The organism is Sediminibacterium goheungense (genome assembly GCF_004361915.1).
Lineage (GTDB): Bacteria > Bacteroidota > Bacteroidia > Chitinophagales > Chitinophagaceae > Sediminibacterium > Sediminibacterium goheungense.
In genome coordinates, this window is record NZ_SNWP01000011.1 from 878,013 (window position 1) to 898,475 (window position 20,463).

Annotated in this window: 6 protein-coding genes; 5 read left to right on the top strand and 1 reads right to left on the bottom strand. The window is 40.0% G+C overall.

All coding sequences use genetic code 11. The features are described 5' to 3' along the window. Nucleotides 1-813 precede the first annotated feature (813 nt). The 5 genes from BC659_RS11490 to BC659_RS11510 are packed head-to-tail and all read left to right on the top strand — an operon-like array spanning nucleotide 814 to nucleotide 19,070. Nucleotides 814-13,779, top strand: coding sequence for a PKD-like domain-containing protein (locus BC659_RS11490; RefSeq protein ID WP_162847413.1), 12,966 nt, complete (start codon nucleotides 814-816; stop codon nucleotides 13,777-13,779). 32 nt (nucleotides 13,780-13,811) lie between these two features. After that, nucleotides 13,812-14,732: a type IX secretion system membrane protein PorP/SprF gene (locus BC659_RS11495; RefSeq protein WP_133474900.1), complete on the top strand. Its 921-nt coding sequence runs from the start codon at nucleotides 13,812-13,814 to the stop codon at nucleotides 14,730-14,732. 14 nt (nucleotides 14,733-14,746) lie between these two features. Continuing rightward, nucleotides 14,747-15,400: a GldL-related protein gene (locus BC659_RS11500; protein ID WP_133474901.1), complete on the top strand. Its 654-nt coding sequence runs from the start codon at nucleotides 14,747-14,749 to the stop codon at nucleotides 15,398-15,400. A 3-nt stretch (nucleotides 15,401-15,403) separates the two neighbouring features. Next, nucleotides 15,404-16,867 (top strand): GldM family protein, encoded by a 1,464-nt coding sequence (locus tag BC659_RS11505; protein WP_133474902.1) that lies wholly within the window; start codon nucleotides 15,404-15,406, stop codon nucleotides 16,865-16,867. Nucleotide 16,868: 1 nt separating this feature from the next. Continuing rightward, the gene (locus tag BC659_RS11510; protein WP_211340769.1) at nucleotides 16,869-19,070 is read left to right on the top strand and encodes a DUF6089 family protein; all 2,202 of its coding nucleotides are present in this window, start codon (nucleotides 16,869-16,871) and stop codon (nucleotides 19,068-19,070) included. A gap of 277 nt (nucleotides 19,071-19,347) precedes the next feature. Here BC659_RS11510 and BC659_RS11515 read toward each other — a convergent pair whose 3' ends face one another. Then, nucleotides 19,348-19,983, bottom strand: a complete 636-nt coding sequence (locus BC659_RS11515; protein ID WP_133474904.1) for a response regulator — start codon at nucleotides 19,981-19,983, stop codon at nucleotides 19,348-19,350. Between the last annotated feature and the right edge of the window lie 480 nt (nucleotides 19,984-20,463).

The window sequence follows — 20,463 nt, forward strand, 5'->3', positions numbered from 1 at the left end:
GGCTGTGCCAATAGCAGCTTCAAAGCATAAATCCTGTCTTAAGGTTTTTTTAAGAATAAGATTTTTTAAAGTAATAGGTATAACGAATCTGATTTTCGATGACTTTTTTCGATTTGATAAAATAGTCATATCACAACTCAAATTATAACAGTGTTATCTATTTGATAAAGCAATAGTGCGGGGTATAAAAAGAATGATTTGGTGTTGATTTTTTTAGAATAAGAAGGGGTTGGTATTCCTCCCATTTACAGCAATTATTTCAGGGGAGAGCTATTCAGCTATCAGTTTTCATTGTAAGGTTTTGGTTTATTTTAGATGGCGAATAGCTGAATAGCTATCCCCGGTAGATAACAATCCTCATATTTTCCAAAAAATCGGCTCTCTGTCAGACAGTTACTTCTGGTCATCTTTGTTATTGAGAGCAGAGAAGTTAGTTGAACCATATGTTCTTATAAGAAAGATTGTTGATTCTTCTACGATCGAACAGTAAGAATAATATCAGATATGCGTAGCCGAATTCTCAGCGGGTCATCAATATCCCTCGGACCTTGCTGAAGGCTTTTCTTTCTACCGGTACCGCTGATATTTAAAAGGTTACGTCTCCAATGCTTATACCAGTCAATTAAATATTTGTGAGATCAACTTACAAAATGGCTTTGAGTAGCATTTGTAGCGTATGATAACAAAAAATGAAAAGTAGTGTATATGCAGATAGCTTATTTCCAAAACATTTTACTGCGAAAAAGATCTATTAGTATTTTTTACAAACATTGCTTTTTTGTGCTACTGCTTTTATGTAGTAGCTCGATGGTTGTGCAAAGTCAAACGGCTCCAGCCAATATCACTTACAATGGAGGTCTTCAGTGGGTTACACCCTTTGCGACTCGTACTACGCCGTTGAACCTTGCGCCTTCAGCAGGTACGGGTGGTACGCCTACTTCTTACAGCATCAGTCCGGCCTTACCACCGGGTTTAAATTTTAATACCACCACTGGTGTGATTTCTGGAACGAGATCGGCATTACATGTTGCTACCAGTCATACTATTACGGCTAGTAATGCCTTTGGTAGCACCACGATCGAATTTGCTATTGCTGTAGATGATGTACCGAATTTTACTGGTATCGGCATTGGCTCAGTAGTGCCCGCTGCATTGTATAGCGTACGCAAAATGAATAGTGGGTATAATGGAATGGCTATGTTGGTTAGACGTAACAGCGATAATGCTATTAAACATATTGGATTTACAGCAGAAGGACATCTGGATACGACGGCTTTAAAAAACTTTGTAGGCACAAGCGCTAACGATTCGGGATTTGTGCAGGTCTGGTATAACCAGAGTGGTTATGGGATTGATTCTGCTCAGTTGAATCCCTCTCGTCAGCCGATAATTGTAGGTGCAGGAAGGGTGCTTCGTGGTGGTGGAACTGCCAATAGACCTACATTGGTATTTAATGGAAGCCGCTGGTTAACCAGTAAAGCGAATGTGCCCATCAGTGGGTTGAGTACGTTTAGTGCCAATGCGGTGGCAGAAATGACAACTGCTGCATTTTATGGTCGGATTATATCTGTGCGTTCGAGTTCTGCAAGTAGTGATGAAAGTGGTATTGGAAATGCATCATTGCTGAATGTTCATGCATCTAATAATTATCTGGGTTCCATCAGAAATGGAAATTATTTAGGGGATGGACCATCTACTTTTTCATTGAATACGCAGTTTACTGCTATGACAATGTTTTCTCCGAGTGGGGGAGGATTTACTGATTCAATAGTGAGTAATTTACGTCCTATATCGCGTGTATTAACAACTACTACGGGAGGAAGTGCATTAGGTTCTAATATGATTTTGTCGATAGGATGGAGTAATGTAGCTAATTTCCCGACAAATGGAGGTAATCCTCTGAATGGTCGAATAGCTGAAGTTATTTTATTGCCATCAATTTTGCCTTTTACACCCAGTACTAATCCGAGAGTAGCATTAGCTAGTAATCAAACCAATTATTATGGTATTACGGTTAGTGCGCCAGCAGGTATTGTTTATACATCTTTTAAACATCAACTTGGAAAGGGAATTCCTTTTTATTTACAACCATCGAACAGCACTGCCGGTGCGGCTACTTCATTTAGTATTTCTCCGGCATTACCCGCAGGATTAACTTTTAACACTGCTACTGGTATCATCACGGGTACACCTACCGTTACATCAGCATTAACAACTTATACGGTTACGGCTTCTAATGCCGCAGGAAATTTTAATACAACTTTTTCATTAACAGTAGCAGATACGCCCGATTTTGCGGCTATTGGATTATCGGGGGTAACTCCAACGGCCGCGTATAGTTTACGAAAACTGAATGCATCCTATAATGGTCCGGCAATCCATATTCAGGTAAGGGCTGCCGGTAGTGCATATAATTCTTCTGTATTAGCAAGTGGCGACATCGGCTTTGATGCAAATGGCACATTAGATACGGTTGCTATGAAAACCCTGGTAGCTTCGAGGGATGCCTACATCGCTTTTTGGTACGACCAGAGTGGTAATAACAGAACCATGCAGATTTACCCGGGAGGCGCCAATGAATACCCGAGAATTATGGCTGCTGGAGTCATTCATACTTTAAGGGGTCTACCTACACTTGATTTTAACTGGAGTGGTCGTACGGTATTATATACAAATGAGACAACTGTTACGAATGCCTTATCTGCCCATGTAAATGGGGTGCTTTCTGCCGAACAATCTGCTGTCAATGCTGCCTTATTAAGTAGTATCAGCAGTACTACGACTGGGGATGGAATGATTCTTAGAACGGGACTGAACTTTACAGGCTCTGGCTTTTTAAATAATCCGGGCGGTACAAATATAAACGGAGGTGCTTTTGCAAGTCCAGGTTCAATACCGGCATTAAATACGCCTTATATAGCTACATTTAAACGCGGAGGTACAACCTCAAGTGGTTATCAAGGTACTGGTGGTATGTGGATAGGGAGACAGGCTGGGGGGGGGCATGGATCTATCAATGGGTTTCTGTCAGAACTATTCGTACTGCCTTCCATAACTGAAAATCAAAGAACTTCACTTGAATTAGGTCAGTCTGCATATTATTTTGGTCAGACCATTACAAGTGTAACTACTACTAATATTTGTAGTGGACAAGCGTTGTCATATACTGCTACGGCTACTGTACCAGGAACTTTTACATGGTCAAGGGCAGCCGTTGCAGGAATTAGTAATGTTGCCAGCCTGAACAACGTAACAGCCACCATTGCAGAAACGCTTGTGAATACCACCAATGCTCCTATCATAGTGCCCTATACTATTGCATTTACGGGTTCAGAAACGGGAATAACCAGTACTTATACTTTAGAAGTCACTGTCAATCCCAGACCTAGTATCAGTGCTGGTACCCTAACAACCTGTAGTGGCGTTGCTTTTAATTTTACACCCACAGGTTCCATTATACCCGTGGGTACCATCTATACCTGGACGAATCCCACGATAACGGTTAGTTCAGGTTCAATAACAGGTGGTTCAGCACAGGCGGTTGGACAAGCAACAATAAGTCAACTGTTAACGAGTACTTCGAGCTCTAATGGAACTGCCAGGTATTTTATTACGCCGGTTGCGGCAAGTTGTGTAGGCACTGCTGTTACCCTTACCGTAACGGTTCAACCACCAGTTACCAATAACACGATTAATAATACAACTGCCACTACCTGTAATGGTGTTACCCCACCCGCTTTTACGGCCAGCACACCCATTGGAGGAACAGGTGCGTACACGTTTTTATGGCAGAGTAGTACAGATGGAACAAATTTTGTTGCAGCTTCAGGAACAAATAATACGGCTACCTACGCACCAGGGGTACTTACGCAGGATATCTGGTACAGGCGTATAGTAAGCAGTGGTACCTGTAATGCAAATACATCAAATGCTTTTAAAATTACCGTAAGTGGTCTTCCATTATCTGTTGGAACGCAGCCGGTTGGAATAACTGTTTGTAACAATACAAGCACTAATTTAATTGTAGGAGCTGCAGGTGGTTCAGGCAGTTATAATTATCAGTGGTATTTTAACAGTACCAATAGCAATACAGGTGGTGTTAGTTTAGGGAATGCTCCTACGGCGCAAACTGCCAGTTATACGGTGCCCGCTTCTGCCACTGCCGGAGATCGGTTTTATTATGTGGTGATTACGGATGCCATTTGTGGGATGAATGTTAGTAGTGATGTTGCCACGGTAACTACCCTCGCGGCCTTATCAGTGGGTAGCCATCCTTTAGCAACCCAAACAGTTTGCAACAATGTAAGTACAACATTAACAGCAGCGGCTGCTGGAGCTACGGGTACTTATAGCTATCAATGGTTTAGTAATTCAACAAACAGTAATACGGGAGGTACGAGTTTGGGAAGTGGTGCAGGTGCTCAAACGGCAACTTACACAGTTCCTGCCACAGCTACTGCAGGGAATCGGTTTTATTATGTAGTATTTACAGATGAAACCTGTGGCGTAACCAGAAGCAGTAATACTGCTACGGTAACTACCCGGGCCGCCTTAACAGTGGGTACGCAACCAACCGGTAGAACAATATGTAATAATATCAGTACTACTTTATCAACAGCAGGTGCGGGAGCTACTGGTAATTACAGTTTCCAGTGGTTCAGTAATACAACCGGAAGCAATGTGGGTGGTACAAACCTTGGCAGTGCAGCAGGGGCACAAACCGATACTTATACCGTACCTGCAACAGTTACGGTGGGTACTCGTTTTTATTATGTGGAGATAACAGATGCCACATGCGGGGTAACTGTTAAAAGCTCAGCCGCACCTGTGATTACATTAGCTACAGTGGGTTTTACTACACAACCCATCGTTTCTCAGACAATCTGTAATAATACCAGCATAGCGCTGACTGTGGGGGCGGTAACAGGTGGTTCTGGTAATTTTAGTATACGTTGGCACAGCAACAGCAGCAATAGTAATACAGGAGGTACACCAATTGCTCCGGGTAACGGTTCTGGTACGGTGACTTACACTGTTCCGGCTACCACTACAGCCGGTGACAGGTATTTTTATGCAGTGGTAACAGATAATAACTGTTCGGTATCTTATAGTAGTGATGCTGCAACAGTAACTACCCGCAGCGCTTTAACGGTAGCAACCCAACCCGCTTCTATACAAACAATCTGTAACAATGTGGGTACTACGTTAACAGTAGCGGCTAGTGGGGCATCGGGTAGTTACACCTACCAGTGGTTCAGCAACAGTAGTAACAGCAATACCGGTGGTACCAGTTTGGGTAGTGGTTCAGGTGCTCAAACGGCAACTTATAGTGTGCCCGCTACAGCAACACCGGGTGATCGCTTTTATTATGTGGTGATAACAGATGTTACTTGTGGAGTAAATATAAGTAGTAATGCTGCTACCATAACTACAAGAACCCCATTAACAGTGGGTACCCAACCACTGACCCAGCTATCTTGTAACAATGTTCCGGTAACTATTACTGCGGCTGGAGCAGGCGGATCGCTGAGTTATACCTATCAATGGTTTAGTAATAGCAGTTTAAGCAATACAGGCGGAACCTCCATTTCAGGAGCCAATTCAGCTTCTTATATAATACCAGCCAGTGCTGTAGAAAGTGAACAACGTTATTTTTATGCAGTTATCACGGATGCAATTTGTATGGTGTCTGTTCCTACACAGGCTGCAAGGGTAACTACAGGTGGCGCATTGACTATTCTTTCTCAGCCCACCTCTCAAACACTCTGTAATAACACTGCGGTAGGAGTTACTGCATTGGTTACCGGAGGATCATTAAGTTATACCTATCAATGGTTTAGCAACAGTACGCTGAGTAATACCGGAGGAACTGTTATTGCAGGCGCAAACGCAGCTAATTATACTATACCCGGTACAGCAACAGCAGGAGATCGTTACTACTATGCTGTTATCACTGAAAACAGTTGTGGTCAGCAATTAGTAACAAATCCTTTTACCATCACAACACGTCCTTTATTGACTGTGGGTGTAACACCGGCTAACCAAATAATTTGTAATAATACAACCATTGATGTGCAAACAGCAGGTGCTGGAGGATCAGGAGTATATATCTATCAATGGTATAACAATACAAGTCTCAGCAATACAGGAGGTACAAATTTAGGTAGCGTACAAGGTGCCAATACTAACACTTACAGTATACCTGCTACAACTGTTGCAGGCGAGCGATATTATTATGTAGAGATCAGGGATGCCGGTTGTGACCAGTTGGTTAGAACCAATGCCTTTAAGATTACTACAGGTCAGGTATTAAGTGTTCAAGCTCAACCTCAGTCTCAGGTAGTTTGTAATAATAGCACAGCAAATATTTCTGTATTACCATCAGGAGGTACAGGTCTTTATACTTACCAATGGTTCAGTAATACTGTTAACAGTAATACAGGCGGAATCAACCTCGGCAGCAGTTCTGGCGCGCAAACAAGCAATTATACTGTGCCAGGTACGACCGTTTCCGGCGATCGCTTCTATTATGTAGTTATTACAGATGCGAGCTGCGGTGCAACCATTAGAAGTAATGCAACAAGAATAACTACCGGAGTAGCTTTGTCTGTAGGCACACAGCCTGTTTCTCAAATAGTATGTAATAATACAAGCGTTGCAATTAATACAACAGGCGCTGGTGCTTCATTAAGTTATACTTACCAGTGGTATAGCAATGCCTCTAACAGTAATACAGGGGGTACGCTGATTACTGGAGCCAACGCTTCCAGCTATACGGTACCTGCTACACTTACTGCAGGCGATCGTTTTTATTATGCAGTAATTACAGATGCAAGTTGTGGGTTACAGGTGACTACTACCGTGGCTACCATAAATACCCGTAGTGCATTAGTGGTAAATACACATCCTTTATCACAAACAATATGTAACAATGTAACTATTGATTTACCTGTATCTGTATCTGGTGGATCAGGCACTTATACTTATCAGTGGTATAGTAATACTGTTAACAGTAATAGTGGAGGAACAAGTCTGGGTAGCCTATCAGGTGCCAATAGTTCCATTTACACCATTCCTGCTATTGCGGTATCCGGCAATCGATATTATTATGCTGTAATTACAGATACAGAATGTGGAGTATCTGTTACGACCAATGCGGCAACTATTTTTACCAGAACTGCCTTGACTGTTGGTACGCAACCTCAATCAGTACAAACAATTATTAATAATACCACAACCAATATAACGGTAGCTGGTGGAGGTGCAACAGGGGCATATAATTATCAATGGTACCAATCACTTTCCAGAACTAATACAGGTGGTTCTATCATTGGCGGTGCTACTGGAGCAACCTTTACTGTTCCGGCAACAGCAATAGCAGGCAGTAGGTATTTCTACGCAGTAATAACAGATGCAGGCTGTGGTACTAACATATCTTCAGACGTAGCAGAAGTTATTACGACGGGAACGCTAACTATTAGTTCACAACCTCTTTCGCAAACTGTATGTAATAATACCTCCACTACTTTGTCTGTTTTGGCTGCTGGCGGTAGCACATCATTTATTTATCAATGGTATAGCAATATTATCAACAGTACAACAGGGGCTACTTTAATCAATGGTGCAACAAATCAAAATTATACTGTACCTGCTTCTAATCTGGTAAATGACAGGTACTTCTATGTGGTAATTACAGATGCCAATTTAGGTAACACAATTACCAGCGATATAGCAAAAATTACTACACGTTCGGGTACACCGGTAATTGTAAATACCCAACCCGCTGCAGTTAGTGCCATATGTTTAAATGGTACGGTTAGTCTGCAAGTAGGTGCTATAGGCGGTGCCTCAGGTACTTTTGTTTACCAGTGGTATAGTAATAATGTAGCTTCCAATACGGGAGGTACACTGATACCAGGTCAAACAGGAACTAGTTTTTCAACTTCTCTGAATTCACTGGACACCCGTTTTTACTATGCAACGGTGGCAGACCCAACTTGTGGTACCGGGGTGCCAAGTAATGTTGCAACAGTAAATGTTAGAGCTCTACCTTCGGTATCTGTTGTACCACTGCAGCAAACAGTTTGTTTAAATGCAGGTGCTCTAACTGCAGACGCAACGGTTGCCGGTGGAGCCGGATCTGTATCTTATCAATGGTATTCAAATACCACTAATTCAACAGTTGGTGGTACAAGTCTGGGAACAGATAATGGCGCAAGAACCTTATCGTTTACACCATCAGCTTCTTCACTGGGTACTATGTATTACTATGTGGAAGCCAATTTTTCTGGTAATGGTTGCGGTGTGGTAAAAAGTAATACTCATCAGGTTACAGTTAATTATGTTGCGTTGCCTTCTGATATTGTAATAACAACCCCTAACTTAAATCTGTGTAAAGGACTCTCTACTAGTCTTAAAGCTTCACTATCTGCTACCAGTACTATTCAGGATCCTGTATTTAACTGGTATGCCGATGCGAATTTTACGATATTACTGGGTACCGGAACCGATTTTGTTACACCGGTTTTAAATAATACAACTACTTACTATGTAAAAGTAAGTGGTAGTAATGCCTGTGAAAACCTGCCGGGCAATGGTCAGTCTCAAACAATTGCAGTAACTGAACAGGCTCCGGAGGTGATTCTGCCAGCTAACCTTACAGTTTGTGCCGGAGTAAACACTTCACAGATAGCTTTTTCTTCTACTGTTTCAGGAACTACTTATACCTGGACAAATAATAATACATCTATAGGGCTTGCAGCATCAGGTAATGGAAATATTCCTTCTTTTCTAACAGTAAACAGCAATCTTACAAACAGGGTAGCTGGTATTTCTGTAACACCTTTTGCAAACGGATGTGTAGGAGTAACTAAAACTTTTACCATAACGGTGGTGCCGAATGCATTGGTGAATGATACTTCATTTATTGTTTGTAGTGCAGCGCCATTGAATTATACACCTGTAAATGTTCCCTCAGGAAAGAAATACAGCTGGGTAGTGTCATCAGTACCTCCAACTATAACAGGTGCTTCCGATAACCTTATACCAGTTTCTTCATTTTCGCAAACACTTTCAAGCACCAGCGCAACACCTGTGAACGTAGTATATGCGGTAACACCGGATGGCTGTAGCGACAGAACTTTTACAGTAACAATAACAGTTAATCCTGTTCCGCAGATTAATAATCAATCTCTGACCAGCGCTATCTGTAATGGTGCCGGATTTACTACATCAAATTTTGCAGGTATTGTACCAGAAGGAACTTTATATACCTGGACTATACCTACATCAAATCCTTTGGGAGCCGTAACCGGAGGCAATGGCCAGTCAATAAAACAATCTGTGGTGAATGAAAATAACTTATTTCACAGCAGGTCAGATATTGCCAATGCAATTTACCTTATTACACCGTTTAGTTCTGCTGTATTGGGAGGATGTGTGGGTCAGTCATTTACTTTAACGGTACCTGTAAATCCTAAACCGGTTTTAGTAACAACGAGCGCAGGTTCTATTTGTAATCGTACTGCAGCCGTTTACACTCCTTCTTCTCTTACTGCAGGCGTTTCTTATACATGGAGAAGACTGGTACAACCCAATATTTCAAATGAAGCGGCCAGTGGTGTGAATGGTTTTTCAGAAGTACTTCACAATACCGCAGCATTCCCTGTGCTGGTTGATTATGAATATACACTCACAGCCAATGGCTGTAGTAATACACAAATTGTTCAGGTATTGGTAAATCCAGATCCATTATTGAGTTCACCTACCAGCTTAAATGTGTGTTCAGGCGCATTGCTGAATTATACTCCTTCCAGCTTAACAACCGGTACTTCCTTTACCTGGTCAAGAGCAGTAGTTGCAGGCATTAGAAACCTTTCAAATGCAGGTACAAGTGACATATTTGAAGCATTGGTGAATACTTCAAATGACCCTGTTGAAGTAACATACCGATTTACGCTTACAGCCAATGGTTGTACACATAATGAAGAGGTTCGTGTAACAGTAAATCCAATACCTGCTATTGCTGATATAACTCAACAGGCTGTTTGTAGTGGAACGCCGGTACAGGTTAACTTTACAGGTTCTCAGGTTGCTGGTACTGTATACAACTGGACAAATGGGAATAGTAATATTGGATTAGCTTCTTCTGGAACCGGAAATATTTTGTTTACCACTGCCAATACATCCAATCAGTTACAAACAGCTTCAATTTCAGTTGTACCCGTAGCAAACGGCTGTTCTGGGTCGGCTAAGAATTTCAATATACTGGTTCAATCCCCGTTGACGCTGAGCAGCAGTACAACACCATCAGCAATTTGTACGAATACTGCATTTGTTTATACGCCGGAAAGTAATGCGCCAAATGTATCATTTAGCTGGTCTAGAGCTTTTGTGAACGGGATAAGCAATGGAGCCGCAACCGGAAATGGAATCATTCGTGAAATATTGGTCAATAACTCAACTGTACCTGTTAAGGTTACTTACGAAATGACACTCACAGCTAATGGCTGTAACAGTACGCAATTGATTTCAGTTACCGTAAATCCAATACCAGCTGTTTCAAATATTACAGATAAGGTTGTATGTAATGGATCTTCTGTAGAAATAAACTTTACTGGTTCTCCAGTTGCAGGTACTGCATATAATTGGACCAATACCAATAGTAATATTGGATTGGCATCTTCCGGAACTGGAAATATTTTATTTACAGCTACGAATATATCAACCAGGGTGCTAACAGGTTCTCTTTCAGTTACACCTGTAGCCAATGGCTGTTCTGGGCCGGCTAAGAGTTTTGCTATTCAGGTTCAGCCAACATTGGTTCTAACTAGCAGTACAGCACCACTTCCAATTTGTACCAACACTGAGTTTATTTATGTGCCAGAAAGTAATGCAGAAAATGTATCATTTAGCTGGTCTAGAGCTTTGGTGAATGGTATTAGTAATGGAGCGGCAACCGGAACTGGAACAATTCGTGAAACATTGATCAATGATTCGAATGTGCCTGTTAAGGTTAGCTATGAAATAACCATCACGGCGAATGGCTGTACCAGTATCCAATTGATTTCAGTTACTGTAAATCCAATGCCAACGATGAATGATATAGCAGAGAATACGGTATGTAACGGGGCTGCTGTTGAAATAAGTTTTAATGGTTCTCCTGTTGCCGGTACTCTGTATAACTGGACAAACAGCAATAGCAATATAGGGCTACCTTCTTCCGGAACTGGGAATATTTTGTTTACAGCTACCAATTTATCAACCCAGTTACTCACAGGTTCCCTTTCGGTTGTGCCTGTGGTAAATGGTTGCTCCGGAGCAGCAAAAACTTTCAACATAAAAGTTCAGCCAACATTGTCCTTGAGTAGCAGCGCAACACCACCTGCAATCTGTAGTAATACTGTATTTAGCTATCAGCCGCAAAGCGTTACAACAGGTGTTTCATTTAGCTGGTCAAGAGCTATTGTAAATGGCATCAGCAATACAGTGGCCTCCGGAACTGGAAAAATAGAAGAAACGCTGATTAATAATACGAATACAGCTATTCAGGTTCCTTATGAAATTACGATAACTTCTACCAACGGTTGCTCCGCCAAAAAAATGATAGTAGTAACTGTGAATCCAACACCATCTGTGGCCAATGTATCAAATAGGATACTTTGTAATAACAGTGTAGCTGTCATTAATTTCTCAGGTTCTTCTGTGAATAATACTAATTACAGGTGGACAAATGACAACACCGATCTGGGTATTTTGTCTGAAGGACTAAATGATATCTTCTTTGTTGCAACGAATACAACCAATAAACCGATTGTATCTAACCTGGTAGTAACACCTGAAGCCGGTTTTTGTAAAGGATCGCCTATCACATTTACTATAACGATTAATCCTTCATTAAAACTGAAAACAGCTACCAGCTTACCAGCTGTATGTAGTAATCAATTACTAACCTATGAACCATTGGTTGAAGGTAATTCGAATGCTGTCATTTCCTGGACAAGACCATCTGTTTTTGGAATCTCAAACAGAGCTGCTAGTGGTACCGGTCTTATTAGTGAAAGATTGGTGAATACAACATCATTGCCAGTTTTAGTGACATATGTTATCACCATTGCAAGTGAAGGATGTAGCTCTACAGAGAATGTATCTGTACTGATCAATCCTGCCATAAACATTACGAATGCGGGATCGGGCTTTAGTATTTGCAGTAAAGAGGCATTTCTCTTCTCTCCAGTTTTATCTGTTTCGGGTGCACAACTTACATGGGCAAGAGAAGCTGTGCCAGGTATATCCAACGCAGCAGGAACAGGAGTAGGAGATATTGCAGAAGTATTGGTAAATACTACTTCTGTACCTGTAGATGTATTATACAAATACACCATTTCACAAAGCTCGGCATGCGTTGCTGATCAGTTTGTGAAAGTTACTGTACAGCCACAACCGCAACTAATCAGTAGTAAGGTTCTGGAAGTGTGTAGTAATGTATCTGTTGGATACAGTCCGGAAAGTAATCTCACGGGGACCAACTTTACCTGGAATCGACCTGCTATAACTGGCATAGCCAATAGTGCTTCCGGTGGCATAGGTATCATTGGAGAAAGTTTGGTTAATAGAACAAACCAGTCAATAGTCGTAACCTATCAAATCAATATGAATAACATAAATGCTTGTTCTAATACAGATTCGATTAAGGTAACAGTTAAACCCAGTCCAACAGTAAATATAATGTCTGATCAGTTGGTTTGTAAAGATGCAAGAACACAGGTAATTCAGTTTACAGGGGTTCAACCCAATACTATTTTTAACTGGACAAATACGGAAACTGGTATTGGTTTGGCAGCATCCGGAACTGGTAATATTCCTTCATTCATTGCTACAAACAGAGGTTCATTGCCATTATCAGCTACTATTGATGTAGTACCTGAGTTGAATGGCTGTAAAGGAGCTTCTGCCAGTGTATTAAGATTCACAGTAAATCCAGGTATTAGCTCACAGTTTATCGAATCAGCTCCTCTCGCAGCTTGTCCTAATGAATTAGTGGGTCCTTTGATTGCCAGTTATCCAAATGGCGGTGATGGAGTTAATTATGCTTTTCAATGGATGGTTTCTACTGACAGACTTAACTATACACCCATTACAACCAGTGGCGCAAATAACCGGCGATTCTTTGCCCAGGCACAAACAAAAGATACCTGGTATAAAATGATGGTAAGCTCAGGTGGATGTACTGCATATACTGATTCTGTTAAAGTAAGAATGGGTGTTGCTCCAGTAGTAACGGTAAGTAATAAGGATAACTACACAATAAGTATCGGAAATGCTACACAGTTGGTAGCCGAAGGAGCTACTTCGTATATATGGACTCCACGTTCGTATATAAGTGATGCCTTTATATCGAATCCTTTGGTGAGCCCGTTAACTGATAATTTCCGTTATGTTGTAACGGGTATAAATAGTGATGGATGTACAGATACAGCTAGTGTTATCATTAAGGTTACCGAAGGGTATTCTATTACACCAAATAATATTCTTACGCCTAATAACGATGGATATAATGATTTGTGGGTTATTAAGAATATTCAACATTACTCCACTCACAGAATTTCTATCTACAATGCAAACGGCAGCTTAATTAAAACACCGTGGGTTAATAATTATGTGAGTTGGGATGGTAAAAATGATGCTGGCGTAACTGTGCCTGCAGGCACCTACTATTATGTAATTGATTTGGGTAGTGGTAAGGCTCTTATTAAAGGCTCTCTTACCATTATCTACTAAATAACAATTTTGAAATAACCAAAACTAAGTGTATGAAATGCAGAAATACATATTTACTAATTGCCTCGCTAGTCATTATGAATAGCGTTGTTACTGGTCAGACTGGCTATTTTGTATCCGGTATTTTTTCCAATAAAATGTTATTTAATCCATCTCAGGCTGGATTAAGGGGCGCGGGTGATATTCATGTCATTTTTAAAACGGCAATGGATAACTCGCAATCAGGCTTAGCACGTGAAATGGTAGTTACTGGAGATATTCCTGTATCTCAGTCGGCAGGAGTAGGATTTGTTTTGCAAAATCAGTCTGCAGGTTTATTGAAACAGACTGTGTTTAATTTTTGTTACGCTTATGGTATCAAGTTTCGGGAAGATTTTAAACTTCGCTTTGGTATTGGTGCAGGTTTTAAAAATATAAGGGCACAAACTAATAGTTCATCACTTGAAAGTATTGTTGGCGATCCAAACGATCCGGCGCTTACTGCGTACAATAGTATACCTCCTTCGTTTTACAACGTATTTAGTGTCAGCGCAAATATGAAAAATATAGAGTTGCAACTCGTAGCTCCTAATCTGACAGCAGCCATACAGAATAAAAGTTTGCAAAGACTTGATTATGTACAGTTTCAGGGTGGGATAAGTTATGCAAAACAAATCGGGGGCGGAAATTTATTGAATAATGAGTCGAGCCTACGTGTATTCGGTGGTGCAATGATGTATAAACAATCAGGTACATTGATTATGGGTGGTATTGAGTTAAATGCAAACGGCTATTTAACTGCAAATGCAATGTATAATAGCACAGGCGTAATGACTGGTGGATTGGGCGTTGTGTTAGATAAGTCGGTGCGAATAGGTATCAATTATTCGATTGGCGGTTTGTATTCAAGAACCATTTATGGTGGTGCTGGAGTAGCAGAATTGCATGTTGGGTATTTATTTAAAAAGAAATAAGTAAAAGTAAAATTATGAAAAGGAAAGAGTTAGATATTTTCAATTTTTTCTACAGTATAGGTGCTGTAGTAATCCTGATAGGAGTAATAGCAAAATTTATGGAATGGAAATTACAGGATGAATTATTATTATCAGGTTTAGGTGTTGAGATATTGGTATTTGCTATGTCGTCTATACAGTTTAAAAGAGAAGAGAAAAAATACAGCTGGGAGCGATTATTTCCTGAGTTGGTTGATAATGCATCTGCACCATCTAGCTTACAAGGTATACAAAAAAGCGTAGAGGAGTTGGCGGGTCGTTATTATAAAGGCATGAATGAGTATGTAGAACGATTTGAATCATTGAATACAGATATGATCAAGGGAAGTGGACAGTATCAGGAATCATTAAACAGTATATCACTGCACCTGGCTGAGTCCGCACATGCATTCAGCGCTTTTAAAGATAATGTATCGATGGTAACAGCTTCATTTGTAGAACTACATGCTATTAGTACCGATATTCATGAGTTGCAGGTAAATCTTCAGAAGATGGCAGCCATATCTATTATCTCGGGTGATAAGCTGAGCCTGTTTCAGGAACAGATGGATGCACTGAATGATGCGATATACCGATTTAATGCATTGTCTTCAGGAATTATTCATCAGTTCAAACAGATAGGAGATTAAAGCATGGCGGGAAAAATTAACCATAACCGATATCGGTTGATCACCTTGTTGTATGTAATATTCGTCTGTTTATCAGTATTAAATATTCCATTTAGTTTACTGGATTCTAATTTGTACCTCATCCGTACAATGGAGCAACAGGAACAGGACCGTTTATTGCAGGTAAATTTTGCCAACAGGGTAATATCAACACACAGAGAACAATTAAACGGTGATACCACACAGTCATATCTACGAATTAAAGACCGCATAAATGACAGCTACAAATGGGCAGATAGTTTAGACCAATTAATACTTAATGGCTTGAAGAAGGAGGGCAGCAGCATAGAATCTGAGTTCAGCAGTAAACGTAAGATTGGAGATCTGATGCAGAAAGATTCATTGATATATAGATTCAGGGAAGAATTGTTTGATTTGAATAAATACATATTAGCCCAACCATTTTTTCTGGATAGTTCTTATTCCAGATTGTTGCCGGCACGGGAAAACCTGGTTGCACAGTCGGGTAAGGCAATTCGTTGGGAGTCGTACTTTTTTTTACATAAACCAACAGCGATCAACTATACGCAGGTAAAGCGTATTAAGTTACTGTTGCTGGATTTGGTATATAATTATCAGTTGGCGGCACTGAGGTCAATAGACTATTACCCTGCCTTTTATTCCAGAAAGGAAAACCGCGTATTTATAGATAAGCGTGAGGGTGCGATGGAATTCAGTGAAAATAAGCAATTAAAGGAGCAGACCATAACACAGCGGGTTAGCACCCCATCATCAGCTGTAAATGAATTTGGACAAGCGGCCGAAGAAAAAAGAAAAGAGTCAGAAACAAATCTGAAAGAGTCATCATCAAAAGAGAATCTTGAACAGATATATCAGGCAATATTTTCTTCTTTGCAAACTGAAAATCTGTTTGTAGGCATACGTAATGTGGTTTTAAAAAATATGTCACCCCTATTACAGAGTCAGGTCTCAGTTAGTATGAGTCCACAGACTGATTTACAGCAATCCGGCGATGACTATATAGTACTGTTCAGTCGTTCCGGAGACTATCGACTATCATTTATAGACAAACGTGAAGGAGCAACTAATGGGAAAGTGTTATTTGAGAAACGGATTCATGCGTCCTTATTACCCAGCCCGATCATCCGGTTGAATACAGAGAGCAGTACAAAAGATATATTAAGTGTACGTGATTTGTTTTCATTGAATCGTTTGGTGGCTACAATGGATATTGCCGGCCAGTCATCTTTTCCCGGTAGAATAAATGGATTCAGGTTGACACGAATAGCAAAAAGCGGCGAGCAGCAGACAGCATACAATTATGGAGAAGTATTCAGAGGGCAGGTGCAGGAAATGCTGAGCAGCCTTAAGAAAGGAGATATAGTATTTTTTGACAACATTACAATATCACTGGCCGACGGTACAACCCGCACGCCCAACCCGATTTTGTATAAAATAGTGGAATGATATGCGATTAATACGATTATACTTGTTAGTAGCCATAGCTATGCTGTATGTATCAGACATAGTAGGTCAGGATACCTTGCGGGGAAGTTATAATGTGCTGCGTTTACGGCCTGGTGTATTTTATGCAACAGGAACTGTAACGGTTCGTGATAGTCTGATTATAGAACCCGGAACGCGTATATATCTTGGCTCAGGTGTCTCTGTTCTTGCAGAAGGAGCAGTTCATATGGAAGGGAAAGCAGGTAGCGTGATAGAGTTGTTGAGTATTCCCGAACAAAGTGGTCAGGGACTAGTGATTATTGGTCAGCATAAAGGTGATGTGATTATAAGGAATTGTAGTTTTAGTAATCTGATGCTACCACTTGATTTCGAATTTGGATGGAGCAGGGGCAAAGCAGAAGTTACAAACAATGAGTTTGTTCGTAATGCTGGTCCGGTAGCCGTACTGCAGGTATTGAATGCGGGAAACCCTTTAGCCGGAGATATAACAGGCACCGAGATGTTAATCCGTGGTAATCTGTTTGCAGAAAACAGATCGGCTGTATATATTCAGGATTTTATGAATGAGCAATTACGCTTGAGGATAGAAGATAATGCATTTGTGAGTAACCGTATACAAGAGTATGGTAAATACACATTCTCAAGTAATATACTATTTGGCCGGATGGATAAGTTGTATCGGAAGAATCCGCCTGTCATTAATGGGAATAGTTTTGTAAATAATTATTTGTGGGATAATGCTTCAGACAGCATGGTTCATCATGCGAATATAGGGGTGTATGGAAGTATGGATAGTGTCCGGATAACCGATAACTACCTGGGCGGAAAAGATGAAAATAAGAATCGACAGGGGATTTATGATTATCTGGTCAATTACACATCGCCTAAACTCCTGACTGAGTCAAATGCATTATTTCCCTCCGATCGTGTTCCACCACACATATATAACAGTTATCGTTTGCCAGCTCGTGAACAACAAAGAGTAAATTACCTGATACGAGACGGTCAATGGCGCATAGTAATCGATAGTATAGGAACAGATATCGATGATAATTTTGATTTGAGTAAAGGAATGCAGGTATTGAAATTGTTGGTTAACCGAAAAGTAGATATATCTCAGGCAAAAGTAATCTACACCTATATGTCAGATTCGCTCAAGGCAATAGATACTCTATTCAATTGTAAAGTGGAACTTGAGCGGGATAGAGATGTACTGGTGGAGTTTAGCTATCGTCAGGATAGTATGTTAAGGCGCCATAATGGTTACTTATTAATAAAAGGAGTAACTGGTGAAAATGGAGAATATGTTCCAGAATTGAGTATCGGTTACTTGCATTACCTCGCATTATATCGTGAAGCAAAAGCAATGGCAGAGTTGCGGAAAAAGCGAACTGAACTAAAGGACAGCGTAAATCAGGTAAAAATAAAACCTGAATTGAAACTAAGCCAGGAACGATATAAAAAATCCTATGAGATTGGCTTTATGGGTGGGTATGCTTTATACTATGGAACATTGTCGAACAGATCCTTATTTAAAAACGACTTTAATGGAGGTCTTGGTGTAGAATTTCGTTATGCAATGAAGAATAATATTTCTGTAAGCTTAGGGATGATGCGAATTAAGTTGACGGGTTCAGACCTGCGTTCAGATGATCCGCTGAAGATTGCGCGGGGAATGTCATTTATAACACCTGTAACAGCTATTAGTGCTCAGGTAGAATATAGTTTATATGATACTCGCTATTACTATCGGCATGGACGTAAGCTGAATGCGTCAATCGGATTTGGAATTGATTATATCAGTTTTAATCCAAAGGGAGAATATTTAGGAAAACTCTATGATTTACAACCATTGGGTACCGGTGGTCAGCGGTTAAGTGGCGCTACCAATGCCCCTTATGCTTTAAAAAGTTTCGGAGCACCTATTACAGCAAAATTGCGTTATACGATTAATAGAAAGGTAGTCTATTCTGTTTTCGCCAGTTACCACATGACATTCACAGATTATCTGGATGACGTTGGTGCTGATGCTTATCCCGACCCCATCGCTATTGCCGCCGCCAATCCATCAAATCCTGACGCAGCTGCTTATTTCAGTAATCCAACCAAAAGGATAGTGAATAAAGGACAGTTACGCTCAGGTTCCAGCGGAGGGTCAGATGGCTTTTTTACAGTTGGGTTCGTATTGGCGTATCATTTTTGAAGTATGTTATCCCAAAGCCTTAATAGAAATGTAATGCTTTCAGCTCATTATCTTTTATTAGTAAAACCGGTAAGGTATTGTACAGGAAACAATAATGCTTATAACCATCGAAATTTACAAGATCATATATGGGGTGAATAAGTTAGATTAGATCTATTAATGGCTGAAATAAGGGGTACTTACACGCTAACACAAACTTTATCTGAATAGTAGGTATGTATAATGTAGAAACGGACCGAATCCATATATCAATTCGATTGATATACAAAAAAGTGAATTAAATTATTCCATACACTTTGGCGAGAGAAACCAGTTCCACAACACTGCTTTTGGTGATACCCAGCTTTTCATAGGCTTTGCCTTTATAAGTAGATACAGTAGAGACATTAATACCAAGCGACTCAGCAATTTCAGCAATTGTTTGCCCTTTCAGCAGCTCTCTGACAACCTGAAATTCTCTTTCACTGAGTTCTTCAAATGGATTTGCTACTTTATTGGTAATAAATGTGGTCAATAATGACTCTTTGAGGGCATCACTCATATAAATGCCTTTTGCCATAACGGTTCTTACAGCTTTAATAATAATGGCATTATCAGCCGACTTATTCACATATCCATTGATTCCTAATTTGAACATTCTGCCCGCAAAACTTAATTCATCATTCATCGTAAGTACCAGAACAGGAGTATCAGGCTGATTTTTTTTGATGAATTGTAATAATCTGAAAGGATCAGTATCAGGCATATTAATATCCATCAGAATCAGATGATATTTTTTATTTATAAGGAATTTATAAGATTGCTTTTCATTTGAGGCTTCATCAAATGAACAATTGGAGTACTCTGCACGTAATAGCACTTCCATTCCTGCCCTTATCATACTGTGATCATCAATGAGTAAGAAACTATACATTAGGCTGATAAGATGAAATTTAAGTACAAATAATAATGAAGATAAATAAAATTTGATAAGAAAAGTAAAATGAAGATTCCTAAAATCCTTTTCATTCTTTTAAGAAAAGCAAGTAAAAAAGTTCCTGTATTACATGGTAGATAAGTAACTTGTCATATTAGTTGAAATGGTCATATGTGCGTAAAGACTCTGATCATCCTTCTCGCAGGTATTTTAACACAGCAACGGTTTAATTTTTTTTTTAAGGTGATGCATAATTTTTTTTATGCGAAAAGTTATTTCAAATCTGATGATCACGACAATGTTGAATCAAAAAAGCCTGAACAAATAACGATTCATCAAACTATTCGTATGTGTTACAATGGGTGATGATACCTGAGTAGTTCATTGATACATACTGGCTTACAACAGTTGTAACACTCATAATTAAAAGGTACTCTTTTGAGAAATATAGAAATAGCGATTGCTGCAGTTAAGGTG

Bases quoted from the DNA above. Each gene is read 5' to 3' on its own strand.
- BC659_RS11495 (WP_133474900.1), top strand. From the start codon at position 13,812: ATGAAATGCAGAAATACATATTTACTAATTGCCTCGCTAGTCATTATG.
- BC659_RS11500 (WP_133474901.1), top strand. From the start codon at position 14,747: ATGAAAAGGAAAGAGTTAGATATTTTCAATTTTTTCTACAGTATAGGT.
- BC659_RS11505 (WP_133474902.1), top strand. From the start codon at position 15,404: ATGGCGGGAAAAATTAACCATAACCGATATCGGTTGATCACCTTGTTG.
- BC659_RS11510 (WP_211340769.1), top strand. From the start codon at position 16,869: ATGCGATTAATACGATTATACTTGTTAGTAGCCATAGCTATGCTGTAT.
- BC659_RS11515 (WP_133474904.1), bottom strand. From the start codon at position 19,983: ATGTATAGTTTCTTACTCATTGATGATCACAGTATGATAAGGGCAGGA.